Source organism: Kitasatospora sp. NPDC054795, from assembly GCF_053611565.1.
Map to the genome: position 1 here is coordinate 37,919 of NZ_JBSHAP010000065.1, position 14,837 is coordinate 52,755.

Here is a 14,837-nt window from a genome sequence, read left to right on the forward strand (position 1 = left end):
TGGGGGGGGGCGGGGGGATTGGGGGTTGGTCCTCGTCTTACGTGTTCCGCCCGCACCGTCCGGGGGGGGGCGGGGCCCGCCGGGGCCCCCCCCCCCCCCTCGCGTGTGTCGCCGCCGGATGGCGGCCGCCGGGCCGAAACGGTTGGGGCATGAGGCTGTTCGCATGAAAACTTCCGAGGTGTCACCGCTGCTCCGCGCGGCGTCGACAGCGGTTCTCCTGCAGTGGCGCTGCCCGCCGCGCCACCCGGGTGACCGCCGTCGCCGCCCTGATCGCCGCGACGGCGACGCGGGTGGACTGGCTGCGCCCGCTCGGCCGGGCGCTGCTGTGGATCGCGGTGAGCGCCTGGCTGCTGACGGCGGCCGGCTTCCTCGCCGCCGCGTCCCGGTGGCCCCGGGTGCGCCGCGTCCTGCGGCGCGTCCGCTGACGTTCACCCGGATTTCCCCGGGAGGACGACACGCGCCCTTCCCGCGCCTGAGGTTCCGTCATATCGTCGACCCCCGTAGACGGCGCCGGTGCGCCCGGTCACGGCCCGAGCCACCTCACCACAGCGGGGACGATCATGAAGAGTCTTGCGGCGCGTCTGCTCGCCCTGGCCGCGGCCCTGCCGGTGCTCGCCGTCCTGGCGGCGGGCCCCGGGGTCGCGGCACCGGACGGCGGCTCCGACGCCCGGCCGGCCGCGTCCTGGACCGGACCGCTGAGCACCCGCGGGCGCTACGTGGTGGACGCCGACGGCGAGCGCTTCAAGCTGAAGTCCGCCAACTGGGCCGGTGCGCAGGGCACCTGGCAGGGCAGCGGGAGCGTCGACGATCCGGCGAACAACCAGGCCGGGCAGGTGTCGCACAACATCCCGCTGGGCCTGGACCGGGTGCCGGTGGCCCGGCTGCTCGCCGACTTCCACGGGCTCGGCGTCAACAGCATCCGGCTGCCGTTCGCCAACGCGATGATCCACGACACCGTCCCCGTCCCGGACTCCGCCGTCGCCGCCAACCCCCAGCTGCGCGGCCGGACCCCGCTCCAGGTCTTCGACGCCGTGGTGGCCGCGCTCACCGCCGACGGCTTCGCGGTGATCCTCAACAACCACACCACGAGCTACCGCTTCTGCTGCGGCCTGGACGGCAACGAGCGCTGGAACAGCGGCCAGTCGACCGCGCAGTGGGAGGACGACTGGCTGTTCATGGTGAACCGCTACAAGGCCGACAAGCGGGTGGTCGGCGCCGACCTGCGCAACGAGGTCCGCCGGGACGTCTGGGACGACCCCAACTGGGGCCTCGGCGACGCCCACGACGAGTACGCCGCCTTCGAGGAGGCGGGCAACCGGATCCTCCAGGCCGACCCGGACCTGCTGGTCGTCATGGAGGGCATCAACTGGTACGGCGTCCCCGCCGCGGGGTTCAGCCACGGCCGCCCGATGCTCACCCCGGTGCGCAACCTCTCCAACACGCTGATCGACTCCGGCAAGCTGGTCTACTCCGCGCACTTCTACGCCTACACCGGCCCGGCCAACACCGGTGCGGGCAGCGGTCCGGGATCCACCGCCGACCCGCGCTACCAGGACTTCACCCCCGAGCAGCTCGCCCGGGTGGTGGACGACGAGGCGCTGTTCGTCACCGGGGCCGGGCAGCACTTCACCGCGCCGGTGTGGATCAGCGAGTTCGGCGCGGGCGGCCGGGGCTCGACCGACGCCAAGGAGCAGGCCTGGCTGCACGCGTTCACCGACATCCTGGTCCGCGAGGACGCCGACTTCGCCGTCTGGCCGCTGGTCGGCTGGGCCGACGGCGCCGGCCGCCCGCTGGACACCTGGGCGCTGCTCTCCTACGGCCCCGACGGCCGGCGCACCGGCCTCACCGACCCCGGCGACTGGCGGGCCGCCGACTGGACGAGGCTGATCGACGCCCCGGCGGCGAGCGGACCGGTGCCCGCGGTGACCCACTGGAACATGCTCGCCCTCGACCACGGCGACCAGGACCTCTCCCGGCGGATGCTCGCCCGCGCGGACTGGAGCCCGGGCAACCGCAAGGGGAACTGCCCGGACGGGCAGCGGCTGACCGCCCTCGCCCGCGGCGACAGCCGGGCCCTGTGCACCGACGCGGGCGAACCGGCCGCCGGCAGCGGCGACTGGACCACCGTCACCGACGAGCGCTACGTCACCGGGGGCGACTGGGCGTCCGGCTACGACAAGCTCCAGTGCCCCGACCGCACCTTCGCGGTCGGCTACGGCGTGCGCGGCAACGGCATGGCCGCCCTGCTGTGCGCACCCGCGGCCGCCCCGCTGCCGCTGAACGGCCGCACCCTCTGGTTCGACCGGGGCGACAACCGGCCCGCCGCCGGCGGCTCGGTGGCGAGCGACTGGGCGCCGGGCCGCTACAAGGGCCAGTGCGCGGACGGCGAGTACCTGGCCGGTGTCGCCTCCACCTGGCAGCGCCTCCAGTACGGGGCCCCGGCCGCCCTGCTCTGCCGCCCGCTCGTCTGATCCGGAGCCCGTCCGGGGCGGCGACGCGCCGCCCCGGCGGCGCGTCGAGTCGGTAGCGGGGCCGGGTGGGGCGGCGCGGTCGGCGACCGTTGAGACGATGACGAACGATCAGAACGCGTCCCCGGGAGTGCATTCCCGCAGGTTGGACGCGTTCATGACGCCTTTGTCGGTGGGGTGGACGACCCTTGACGGCGGTGGGCATCTCTGCCAACCTCTCGGCAGGTCTGGACCAAGATCGGTCTTTTTTCACCGGGGGAGAGGACCGGTTCCGAACCGGTCGTGCGCAGGGGGGATCTGCGGGCCGGGAGGGTCGAGGCCGGAGCGGCCCGTCGGCCGGCCGGGGGCCGGTCGGACGCCACCCGGCGGCCGGGTCGCGAGAGCATCCGCGGTGCCGGCCACGTCGGCGCCCGGCCACGGGGACGCGCCATTCACCGACTGCCGAATCGAGCCGCACATGCCACACTCCTTCCCCCTGCCCGCCTCGCCCTTCCAGCGGGGCGTCTGGTTCACCGAGCGCCTCGGCCAGGCGCACGGGGTGTTCCACATGCCCGTCCTGCTCTCCTTCGACCGGGTCGACGCCGAGGCCCTCGCCCGGGCCGTCTCGACGGTGACGGCACGTCAGCCCGCCCTGTCCCGGGTGTTCGTGGAACGCGACGGCGGCCTCGTGCTGGAGCCCGGCCCCGCCCCGGTCCTCGACGTGGTCGACGCCTCCGAGGAGTGCGCGCGGGGCCGGGAGAAGCGGCTGGCCGAGGAGACGGCGCGACCGTTCGACCTCCAAGCGGGCCCCCTGGCCCGGTTCACCCTCTACCGCGGCAGTGGTGAGGCGGCGGAACTGCTGGCCGTCGTGCACCACGCGGTCTTCGACGGGGAGTCGAAGGACGTTCTGGTGGCGGAACTCGCCGCGGCCTACGCGCAGGCCCTGGGCGAGGCCGCCGCGGCCGCCGACCGGGCACCGTCCGCGCCCCTCTCCCCGCCCGACCCCGACCTCGTCCGCCGGGCCGCCGACTGGTACGGCCCGCGGTGGGCCGCGGCGACGGAGCCCGTCCTCCCGGGACTGCCGCACGCCGTCACGGCCCCGGCGTCCGGCGAGTCCGACGCATGGCGGATCGACGCGCGGGGCCGGGCGGACCTGGCCGAGGCCGCCGAGCGCTGCGGCGTCACCGTCTTCGAGTTCCTGCTCGCCGCCCTGCACGCCCTGCTGCTGCGCTACGGCGGCGAGGCCGTCCCGGTCGCCGTGCCGCTGTCCGTCCGGACCCCCGAACAGGCCGGGGAGATCGGGCTGTTCGTCAACGAGCTGCCGGTGCACGCACCGGCCGGGGTGACCGCCCGGACGTCCTTCGCCGCCTTCGCCCGGGCCGTGCGGGCCGAGGCCCGCGGCGGGTACCCGTTCCGCCCGGTGCCCTTCGGCGCGGCGGTCGGCGGCCTCACGCCGCGCGCCGGGCTGGCCCCCGTGTCGTTCGGCTACCGGCGCGGCGCGGCCGCGGACCCGGTGTTCCCGGGAAGCACCGTCCGGGTGGACCGTGCGGTGTTCAACGGCGCCGCCCGCAACACCCTGCACCTCCAGGCGGTCGACACCGCCGACGGGATCGCGTTCTCGCTCCAGTACGCTCCGGCGGTCCTGTCGCCGGACGCCGTGGACCGGATCGCCGGGCACTGGACGGCCCTGCTGGAGGCCGCGACGGCCGCGCCCGAGACGCCGCTGAGCGCCCTGCCGCTGCTGGGCGAGTGCGAGCGGCACCTGGTGACCGAGGAGTGGAACGCCACCGCCCGGGCCTACCCGCGCGAGCGCACGGCGTTGGACCTGGTGCGGGAGCGGGCCGCCGAGACGCCGGACGCCGTCGCCGTCGGCGCGGGCGCCGAGCGGCTGACCTACCGCGCGTTGGTGGAGCGGATCGACGAACTGGCCGCCGTCCTGGGCGGGGCCGGGGTCCGCAGCGGTGACGTCGTCGCCCTGCACCTGGAGCGCTCCGCCGACCTGCCCGCCGTCCTGCTCGCGGTGCACGCCGCCGGGGCCGCCTACCTGCCGCTCGACCCCGGCCACCCCGCCGAGCGGCTCGCGTTCCTGCTCGCCGACTCGGGCGCCGCCCTGCTGGTCGCCGACCGGGAGCCCGCCGCCGACGTGGTGGCGGCGGCACCGGCCGTCCTGCGCCTCGGCGGCGGCCGCACGGAACCCGGGCCCACGCAGGCGTCGCCGGCCCCGCCCGGCGGCCTCGCCTACGTGCTGTACACCTCCGGCTCGACCGGGCGGCCCAAGGGCGTGGAGATCGGGCACCGGGCCCTGGTGAACCTCCTGACCTCCTTCGCGGACCGGCTGGGCTCGGGACCGCAGGACGTCTGGCTCGGCCTGACCTCGCTCTCCTTCGACATATCCGGGCTGGAGATCCTGCTGCCGCTGGTCACCGGCGGCCGGCTGGTCCTCGCGCCGGACGGCGCCGCCCTGGACGCGCCGGGCACGATCGGGCTGATCCGGCGGGAGGGCGTGACCCATCTGCAGGCGACCCCCTCGGGCTGGCGTGTGCTGCTCAGCGCCGGGCCGCTGCCGGCCGGGCTGACCGGGATCGTGGGCGGGGAGGCGCTGCCGCTCCCGCTGGCCCGCGAGCTCCGGGGCTCCCTCGGCCGGCTGATCAACGGGTACGGCCCGACCGAGGCGACGATCTACGCCACCTGCGCCGACGTCCCTGCGGAGCCGGACGCCGTGGTGATCGGCCGGCCGGTCGCCAACACCAGGGCGTACGTCCTGGACGCCGACGGCCTCCCGGTGCCGATCGGGATCCCCGGAGAGCTCCACCTGGGCGGCGACGGCCTCGCGGACGGCTACCGGGGGCGGCCCGAACTGACGGCGGAACGTTTCGTCGGTGACCCGTTCGCCGGCGGCCGGATGTACCGCACCGGCGACCTCGTGGCGTGGACGCGGGACGGCGAACTGGAGTTCCACGGCCGGATCGACGACCAGGTGAAGATCCGCGGCCACCGGATCGAACTCGGCGAGATCGAGGCCGCGCTGCTCGACCACCCGGCCGTCGCCGCGGCGGCCGTCGCCGTCCGCGAGCAGGCCGAGGGGGAGCCCGCCCTCGTCGGCTACCGGGTGCCCGCTCCCGGCAGCGCACCGCTGCCCGACGAGGACCTGCGGGACCACCTGCTGCGCACCCTGCCCGCGATCATGGTGCCCCGGCAGTTCGTCACCCTCGACCGCCTGCCGCTCACCCCGAGCGGCAAGCTCGACCGCCGCGCGCTGCCCGACCCGCCGCGCGCGCGGGCCGCGGGAGCGGCGGAGGCCGACGACATCACGGCGGGCGTCCTGGCGATCTGGGAGGAGGTCCTGGGCGTCTCCGGCCTCGGCCCCGAGGACGACCTCTTCGACCACGGCGGACACTCGCTGACGATCATCCAGATCACCGCCCGGATCCGCGCCGCCTTCGGGGTCGAGCTCGCCTTCGACCTGATCTTCGACGCCTCCACCCCGGCCGCCCTGGCCGCCGTCGTGCGAGAGCGGCGTTGACCGCCGCCGACCGCCCCTGCGCGTCCTCCCCGCTCCATGCCCGAACGGACTGCCGATGACCGACACCCAGGACCTGCCCGCGGGCTGGTCCGCCACCAAACGATCCCTCCTCGCCCAGCGCCTGCGCGGCGCCGCGGCCCCGAAGCGGGTGGTCGAGCCCCGCCCGGAGGGCAGCGCCCCGCCCCTGTCCAGCGGACAGGAACGGCTCTGGTTCATGGACCAGTTCTCGCCCGGCGGGACGGCCTACACGCTCGCCCCGGCCCGGCGGCTGCGCGGCCCGCTGGACCGCTCGGCGCTGGACACCGCCCTGGCCGCCCTGGTGGCACGGCACGAGGGCCTGCGGATGACCTTCCCGGTCACGGAGGACGGCAGGGCCGAGGTCCTGATCGCCGAACCGGGCCCCTTCGCCGCCGCGTTCGTGGACGCCTCGGACGATCCCGACCCCGGCCGAAGAGCCGCCGACGAGATCGGGGCGCTGGTCGCCAGACCCTTCGACCTCGCGACCGGGCCGCTGCTGCGCGCCCTGCTCGTCCGGCTCTCCGCCGAGGACCACGTCCTCGCCCTGGTCATGCACCACATCGTCGGCGACGGCTGGTCGATCGACATCCTCAACCGCGAACTGGACCTGCTCCACGCCCGGTACGCCCACGGCGCGGAGCACGAACTCCCTCCCGTCCCCGTCCAGTTCGGGGACTACGCACGCTGGCAGCGGGACCGGCTGGACAGCGGCGCCCTGGCCGCCTCCCGCGACTACTGGCGCACCGAACTCGCCGACGTCCCCGCCCTGGAACTGCCCGTCGACCGCCCCCGGCCGCCGCTGCTCACCTTCGACGGCGCCGCCGTGGAACTGCACTGGAGCCCGGAACTCGCCCGCGCCGTCGCCGAGTGCGCCCGCGCCCGCGGCGCCTCGACGTACATGGTGCTGATGGCCGGACTCCAGGTGCTGATCGGCCGGCACACCGGCCAGCGGGACTTCGCGATCGGCTCGGCCGTGGCCGGCCGTCTCCACCGGGAACTGGAGGCGGTGGTCGGGGCCTTCGTCAACATGCTGCCGATCCGCGCCCGGCTGGAGGAGGGACTCACCTTCGGACAGCTGGTCGGCCGGGTGCGGGAGACCACGCTGAACGCCTACACCCACCAGGAGGTGCCCTTCGAGCAGATGGTCGCCGACCTGGACATCGAGCGGGACGTCAGCCGCTCGGCGGTGTTCCAGGCCACCTTCGCGTTCCAGAACTACGGCGACCGCGCCGCCCCCACCGCACCCGCCGCCGGCGCGGAGGGATTCGGGCACGCCGCCACCACGAGCCACTCCGACCTCGCCTTCTACCTGCGGGAGAAGAAGGACGGCGGGCTCTTCGGGCTGATCACCTACCGGACCGACCTCTTCGACGCCGACACCGTGCGACGGCTCACCGAGCGCTTCGAGGTCCTGATGACGGCGGCCACGGCCGATCCGGACCGGGCCGTCGAGGACCTGCCGGTGACGACCGGCACCGAGCACCGCGACCTGGTCGAGGAGTGGGCGGCCGGCCCGGCACTTCCCGAGGACGGGCCCGGAACGCTGACCGCGCTGCTCGCGGCGGCGGCCCGGCAGGCGGGCGACCGCCCCGCGCTGGTCTTCGAGGACGCCACCGTCACCCACCGCGAACTCGACGCGCGGGCGACGGCTATGGCCCGGCGGCTGCGGGCCCTGGGCGTCGGCCGGGACGACCGGGTGGCGGTGTGCCTGGAACAGTCCCCGGACCTGGCGGTCGCCCTGGTCGCCGTGCTGAAGGCCGGCGGCTGCTACCTGCCGCTGGACCCGGAGCAGCCGCCCGCGCGGCTCTCCCACCTGGTGGCCGACGCGGACGTGCGGGTGCTGGTGACGGACACGGAGCTGCGGGAGCGGTTCCCCGGGTACGGGGGCGCGGAGCTGCTGGTGGACCGCGCCGACCCCGCGCCGGACGGAGTGCCGCAGGACGCGCCGCTCGCCGAGGTGTCCGGGCCGGACGACCTCGCCTACGTCATCTACACCTCCGGCTCCACCGGGCAGCCCAAGGGCGTCGCGGTGCAGCACCGCGAGATCCTCAACTACCTGGCCGGCGTGCGGGAACGGCTGAGGATCGAGCCCGGCGCCCGCTACGGGCTGCTGCAGTCCCTGTCGTTCGACTTCAGCATCACGATGCTCTACCTGGCGCTCACCACCGGCGGCCGGGTGCACCTGCTGCCGCGGCGCATCGCCGGCGCCGAACTCGCCGAACACATCGAGGCGTCGGCGCTCGACTACCTCAAGATGACGCCCTCCCACCTGGCCGCGCTGTCCGCCGACGCCCCGCTCGAACGCCTGCTGCCGCGCCGTGCCCTGGTGCTCGGCGGGGAGGCGTCGTCCTGGGCCTGGGCCGCCGACCTGGCCGGCCGGGGCGACTGCGCGGTGTTCAACCACTACGGCCCCACCGAGGCGACGGTCGGCGTCACCGTCCACGAGGTCCTGCCGGGGGAGCACGGCCCGGGGAACACCCCGATCGGCACCCCGCTCGCCGGCGCGCGCTGCTACGTCCTGGACGCGGCCCGTCGGCCGGTGCCGCCCGGCGTGACCGGCGAGCTGTACCTCGGCGGGGACCGGCTGGCCCGCGGCTACCTGGGCCGCCCCGAGCTGACGGCGGAACGTTTCGTCGAGGACCCCTTCGCCGGCGGCCGGATGTACCGCACCGGTGACCTGGCCCGCTGGCGGCCGGAGGCCGGCGGAGGCGTGCTGGAGTACCTGGGCCGCGCCGACGACCAGATCAAGGTCCGCGGCTACCGGGTCGAGCCCGGCGAGATCGAGGCCGCGCTCACCGCGCTGCCCGGCGTCACCCAGGCCTTCGTCACCGTCCGCGGCGAGGGGATCCGGCAGAACCTCGTCGCCTACCTCGAACGCGCGGCCGACGCGGCCGTCCCCGCCGCGGCCGAACTGCGGGTGACGCTCGGCGAGGTCCTGCCGGACTACATGGTCCCCGCCCGGTTCGTCGTCCTGGACCGCCTGCCGCTGCTGGCCCACGGCAAGGTCGACCGCAAGGCGCTGCCCGAACCCGAGGACACCGCCCCGGCCGCCGGACACGTCGAACCCGAGGGCGACACCGAGACGCTGATCGCCGCGATCTGGGCCGAGGTGCTCGACGTCGCGAAGGTCGGCGCCCTGGACGACTTCTTCGAGATCGGCGGGCACTCGCTGCTCGCCACCCAGGTCGTCGCCCGGCTGCGCCGCACCTTCCCCGACCTGCCGACCCCGGTCGGCGTGATGGACCTCTTCCGCTTCCCGACCGTCCGGCAGCTCGCCGGGCTCGTCGCCGACCCGGGCGCCGACCGCGGACCGCGGGGGCTGCTGCACCGGCTCACCCCCGAACGCCGCCGCACCACCGCGAGCGTCGTCTGCGCCCCCTACGGCGGCGGCAGCGCGCTGATCTACAAGCCGCTCGCCGACGCCCTGCCCGAGGACTGGGCGCTGCACTCCATCGCCGTCCCCGGCCACGAACTCGGCGAGGAACCGATGGACGTCGACGAGGTCGCCGACCGGTGCGCGCGCGAGATCGTCGAGGGCGTCGAGGGCCGGATCGTGCTGTACGGGCACTGCGGGGTCGGCGTGCGCCTCGCCGTCGAGATCGCCCGCCGGGTCGAGGCCGCCGGCCGGGAGATCGACGCCGTCCACCTCGGCGGCATCTTCCCCTTCGCCCGCCCCAGGGGACGCGGCGCGGCCGTCGGCGAGCGGTGGGCCGAACTCCTCGACCGGATGCGCAGCGACCAGGACATGATCAACGGTCTGGCCGCCGCCGGGATGGACACCGACGACCTGGACCCGGAGCAGCTGCGGCTGATCGTCCGCAACCGCCGCACCGGCACCAAGGACGTCGAACGGTACTTCACCCGGATGTTCGGGACCGAGGGCGGACGGATCAAGGCCCCCGTGATCGCGGTCTGCGGCGACCGCGACCCGGCCACCGAGTTCTACCAGGAGCGCTTCCGCGAGTGGCACCGGATCGCCGACACCACCGCCGTGGTGGTTCTCGACGAGGCCGGCCACTTCTACCTCAAGTACCGGGCCGCCGAACTCGCGGCCGTCGTCACCGGCGTCCACCGGTCGATCGCCGCGGGGCGGGAGGACCGCCACCGCCGGACGGACGGCGCCACCTGGTGGCTGGCCGGGCTCTCCCGGGACGCCGAACGGCCGGTCGCGCAGGACGCGCAGGCGCCCGTCCGCCCGACCATGCGCCGCTTCCTCACCGTCGCCTCCGGGCAGCAGGTGTCGATGATCGGATCGGCGCTCACCGAGTTCGCCCTCCCGGTCTGGATCTACCTGCGCACCGGCTCCCTCGCCCAGTTCGGGCTGCTGGCCGCCTGCGGCCTGGTGCCCGGCATCCTCGCCGCCCCGATCGCCGGAGCGATCGTCGACCGGGGCGACCGGCGCCGGACCATGCTCCTCGGCGACCTCGCCGCCGGCCTCACCCAGGTCGTCCTGCTCCTGCTGTACGCCACCGGCGGACTGGAGGTCTGGCACGCCTACGCGCTCGTCGCCGTGCTGTCCGCCGCCCTCTCCTTCCAACGGCTCGCCTGGAACGCGGCCGTGCCGCAGCTCGTCCCCAAGCGCTACCTCGGCCGCGCCAACGGCGTGGTCCAGATGGCCTTCGGACTCGCCCAGTTCCTCGTCCCGCTGTTCGCCGTCGGCCTGCTCGCCGCCATCGGACTCGGCGGCATCCTCGCCCTCGACGTGGCCGGCTACGCGGTCGCCATCGGCGTCACCCTCGCCGTGCGCTTCCCGGACGTGATGGGCTCCACCCGGCGGGAGAGCATTCCCGCCGAGATCCGCGAAGGCTTCCGACGGGCCCTCGGCAGCAGCCACTTCCGCGCGATGCTGCTGTACTTCGCGGTCCTGAACGTCTTCCTCTCCCCGCTGTTCCTGCTCACCACCCCGCTCGTGCTCTCCTTCGCCCCGCTCTCCGCGGCCGGCTGGGTGTCCACGGCGGCCGGCCTCGGCGCCGTGCTCGGCGGGATCACCCTGGTGGCCTGGGGCGGACCGCGCCGACGGAAGCTGCGCGGGGTGCTGCTCGCCACCCTGGCGGTCGCCGGGGCCTGCCTGCTCACCGGGCTGCGCCCGTCGATCTGGACGGTCGCCCTCGGCGCGTTCGGCATGACCTTCGCGCTCGCCCTGCTCAACGGCGCCTACGCGACCATCGTGCAGACCAAGGTGCCGCTGCGCTTCCACGGCCGGGTGATCGCGGTCAACACCATGGTCGCCTGGTCGACCCTGCCGGTCGGGTTCGCCGTCGTCGCCCCCTTCGGCCCCGGACTCCTGCAGCCGCTGATGGACCGCGGCGGCGCCCTCGCCTCCACCGTCGGCCGGCTCGTCGGCACCGGCGACGGCCGCGGCATCGGACTGCTCTACCTGCTGTTCGGCCTCGCCATGGCCGCCCTCGCACTGGTCTGCCTGGCCGTCCCGGTACTGCGGCACTTCGACCGGGACGTCCCCGACGCCGAGCCCGACGACCTGGTCGGCCTCAAGGCCATCCAGGACCGGGCCGCCGGCACCGCCCGGCCGTCCGGCGACGCCGACGCCGACGCCGACGCGCCCACCCTCCCGCACCGCTCCGAGACCGAGGTGACCGTCCGGTGACCACCACCGCCACCCACCCGTTGACCGCCGAACAGCGCCGGCTCTGGTTCCTCCAGCAGCTCCACCCGGACGACGCCGGCTTCAACATGTACCTCAACCGGCGCTGGACCGGGCCGATCGACCCGCGGGCCCTGCGCACCGCCCTCGGCCGGCTGGCCGAACGGCACGAGATCCTCCGCACCCGCTTCGGGTACGACGACCCCGAGGCCGCGGAGCCCGTCCAACTGGTCCAGCCCCCCGCCGCGATCGACCTGGTCACCCTCCGCCTGCCCGAGGGAGCCACCGAGGCGGACTTCACCGACGCCTGCCGCCCGTACGTCAACGCGCCGTTCGACCTCGCCGCCGCGCCGCCCCTGCGCGCGACCCTGATCAGCGCGGGTGAGCGGGAACACGCGGTCAGCGTCGTCGTCCACCACATCGTCGCCGACGGCTGGTCCTTCCGCACGATGTGGCGCGAACTGCTGGCCCTCTACCGCGAGGCGATCGGCGAGGAACCGGCCGGTCTTCCCGAACTCCCCTTGCAGTACGGCGACTTCGCCCGCGCCGAACAGGCCAGGACCGGCGGGGAAGCGGGCGAGGAGGCGTTCCGGTTCTGGGCGGACCGGCTCGCCGGCACCGGAGCGCTGCGCCTCCCGTTCGACCGGCCGAGACCGTCGGACCCCACCAGACCCGCCGGCTTCGTCACCGTCGACCTCGGCCCCGAGCTGACCGCCGCCCTCGACCGGCTGGCCCGCCAGGAGCGGTGCACCCCGTTCATGGTGCTGCTCACCGGCTACCAGTGCGTGCTCGCCCGCTGGACCGGCTGCCGGGACTTCGTGGTCGGCACCCCGCTGGCGGGCCGCACCGAGGCGGCGCACGAGGCGCTGCTCGGCTACTTCAACCGCACCGCGGTGATCAGGTCGGACCTGACCGGGGACCCCGACTTCCGCGGGGTGCTGAAGCGGACCAGGTCCGCCGCGCTCGCGGCCCTGAGCCGTCCCGACGCCCCGGCCGAGCGGCTCGCCGCCCACCTCGGCCTGCCCGCGGACACCGGAGCCGGACCGCTCTACCAGGCCGTCTTCGTCCACCAGAGCCAGAACGACCTCGCGGACGGCTCCGGCGATCCCGCGCTGCCCGCGGGCGTCCGCACCACGAGCATGGACTCCGGCTTCGAACAGGCCAAGACCGACCTGCTGCTCGACAGCTGGCGCACCGCCGACGGCGGCATCACGCTCTCCTTCTGCTACGACCGCGAGCTCTTCGACCGGGAGACCGTCGAGGCGCTCGGCGGCCGGTGCCGCGAGCTGTACACGCGGATCGTCGAGGACCCGGAACTCCCCCTGTACGGCGACTGGTTCGTCGGAGCGCGGGAGCGGGCGGCACTGCTCGCCCTCGGCGCGGGGCCGACCGCTCCCGCCGCCGTGCGAACGGTGCTGGAGCGGTTCGCGGACCAGGTCGCCGCGCGGCCGGACGCGCCCGCCCTGGACTGCGACGGCCGGACGCTGTCCTACGCCGAACTCGACCGGCGGTCCACCGAACTGGCGCACCGGCTCGGCCCGGTGGCCGGCCGGGTGGTCGCGGTGTCGATGGCGCCCTCCTTCGACCTGGTCGTCGCCCTGACCGCGGTCTGGAAGGCCGGCGCCGCCTACCTCCCGCTCGATCCGGCCCACCCCGAGGACCGCCGCGCCCTGATGGTCCGCGAGGCCGACGCCGTCCTCACCCTCACCGGCGCGGACCTGCCAGGCGCCGGTACCGCCGACCTGCCCGGCGCCGGGACCGCCGACCTGCCCGGCGCCGGGACCGCCGACCTCGCCCCGCCCGACCCGCGGGGCCCGGCCTACGTCCTCTACACCTCCGGGTCCACCGGCACGCCGAAGGCCGTCGCCGTCGACCACCCGGCAGTGTCCGCCCGGATCGACTGGATGACGGGCCCGGACGGCTACGCGCTGGGCCCCGCCGACCGGATCGTCCAGTTCGCCTCCCTCGGCTTCGACACCCACGTGGAGGAGCTCTGGCCGGCCCTGGCGGCCGGGGCGTGCGTCGTGCTGCTGCCCGGCGGCGGCCGGACCCTGCCCGACCTGCTGGACGGCCCGTCCGGCCGGTCCGTCACCGTGCTCGACCTGCCGACCGCCTACTGGGAGGAACTCGTCGGCCTCGGCGAGCAGACCCGCTGGCCGGAGGCACTGCGCCTGGTGGTCATCGGCGGTTCCGAGGCGCGCGCCGACACGGTCGCCCGGTGGCGCCGACGGCACGGGGACGCTGTCCGGCTCGTGAACACCTACGGCCCCACCGAGGCCACCGTGATCGTCACCGCGGCCGAGCTGACGGCCGCCGACACCGAGCGCCGGCCCTCGCTGGGCCGCCCGCTGCCCGGGGTCGCGCTGTACGTGCTGGACGAGCGCGGCGGGCTGCTGCCCCGGGGAGCCGAGGGCGAGCTGTACATCGGCGGCAGCGGCCTGGCCCGGGGCTACCTGGGCCGGCCCGACCTCACCGCGACCGCCTTCGTGACCGATCCGTTCCGCGGCGGCGTGATGTACCGCACCGGGGACCGCGCCCGGTGGCGGGCGGACGGCCGGCTGGAGTTCCTGGGGCGCGGCGACGCCCAGCTGAAGCTGCGCGGCTACCGGATCGAGCCCGCGGAGATCGAGTCCGCGCTGACCGCGCACCCGGCCGTCGCCCAGGCCGCCGCGCTGGTCCGCGACGGCCGGAGACTGCTGGCGTACGCCGTCCCGTGCCCGGGCGCCGAGCCCGGACCGGCCGAGCTGCGCGAGCACCTCGCCCTGCGGCTTCCCGCCTACATGGTCCCGGACACCGTGCTCACCCTGGCCCGGCTGCCGCTGACCCCGAACGGCAAACCCGACCTCGCGGCCCTGCCCGACCCCGGGCCGGCCGCCGGAGCGGGCTACGTCGCGCCGCGCACCGACGCCGAGCAACTGGTCACCGACTTGTGGCAGGAGGTTCTCGGAGTCCCGCGGGTCGGGGTGTTCGACGACTTCCTCGCGCTCGGCGGGGACTCCCTCCTGGTCACCCGGGTCGCCGCGCGGATCCGGGCCGGGATCGGACTCGACATCCCCATCCGCGACGTGTTCGAGAGCAGCACACCGGCCGCCCTCGCGGCCCGGATCGAGGCGCTGTTGATCGCCGAGATCGACGCGCTCACCGAGGAGGAGGCGGCAGGGCGCCTCTCCGGCTGAACGGGCGGGGCCCGGCTCCCGCGCGCAGGGGAAGCCGGGCCCGAGGGGGTTCCGGGGGTGCGGCCGTGACG

5 protein-coding genes are annotated in these 14,837 nt (G+C 75.4%); all 5 read left to right on the forward strand.

The window, feature by feature from the left end; genetic code table 11:
* The first annotated feature begins 248 nt into the window (after window positions 1-248).
* The 5 genes from ACWGJO_RS23315 to ACWGJO_RS23335 all read left to right on the forward strand — a co-directional run bounded on the left by ACWGJO_RS23315 (window position 249) and on the right by ACWGJO_RS23335 (window position 14,766).
* On the forward strand, window positions 249-425 hold the full coding sequence (locus tag ACWGJO_RS23315) for a hypothetical protein (RefSeq protein WP_452186471.1): 177 nt from the start codon (window positions 249-251) through the stop codon (window positions 423-425).
* Window positions 426-560: 135 nt separating this feature from the next.
* Window positions 561-2,471 carry a glycoside hydrolase family 5 protein gene (locus ACWGJO_RS23320; protein WP_452186473.1) on the forward strand — a complete coding sequence of 637 codons (1,911 nt, stop codon included), beginning with the start codon at window positions 561-563 and terminating at the stop codon, window positions 2,469-2,471.
* Between the two features lie 454 nt (window positions 2,472-2,925).
* Entirely contained in the window at window positions 2,926-5,970 is a 3,045-nt protein-coding gene (locus ACWGJO_RS23325) for a non-ribosomal peptide synthetase (RefSeq protein WP_452186475.1), read from the forward strand.
* 55 nt (window positions 5,971-6,025) lie between these two features.
* Window positions 6,026-11,593 (forward strand): amino acid adenylation domain-containing protein, encoded by a 5,568-nt coding sequence (locus tag ACWGJO_RS23330; RefSeq protein ID WP_452186476.1) that lies wholly within the window; start codon window positions 6,026-6,028, stop codon window positions 11,591-11,593.
* Window positions 11,590-14,766, forward strand: a complete 3,177-nt coding sequence (locus ACWGJO_RS23335) for an amino acid adenylation domain-containing protein (RefSeq protein ID WP_452186478.1) — start codon at window positions 11,590-11,592, stop codon at window positions 14,764-14,766. Before ACWGJO_RS23330 ends, ACWGJO_RS23335 begins: the two co-directional genes overlap by 4 nt.
* The last annotated feature ends 71 nt before the right edge of the window (window positions 14,767-14,837 follow it).

Coding starts and splice junctions, on each gene's coding strand:
- ACWGJO_RS23325 (WP_452186475.1), top strand. CDS start 2,926: ATGCCACACTCCTTCCCCCTGCCCGCCTCGCCCTTCCAGCGGGGCGTC.
- ACWGJO_RS23330 (WP_452186476.1), top strand. CDS start 6,026: ATGACCGACACCCAGGACCTGCCCGCGGGCTGGTCCGCCACCAAACGA.
- ACWGJO_RS23320 (WP_452186473.1), top strand. CDS start 561: ATGAAGAGTCTTGCGGCGCGTCTGCTCGCCCTGGCCGCGGCCCTGCCG.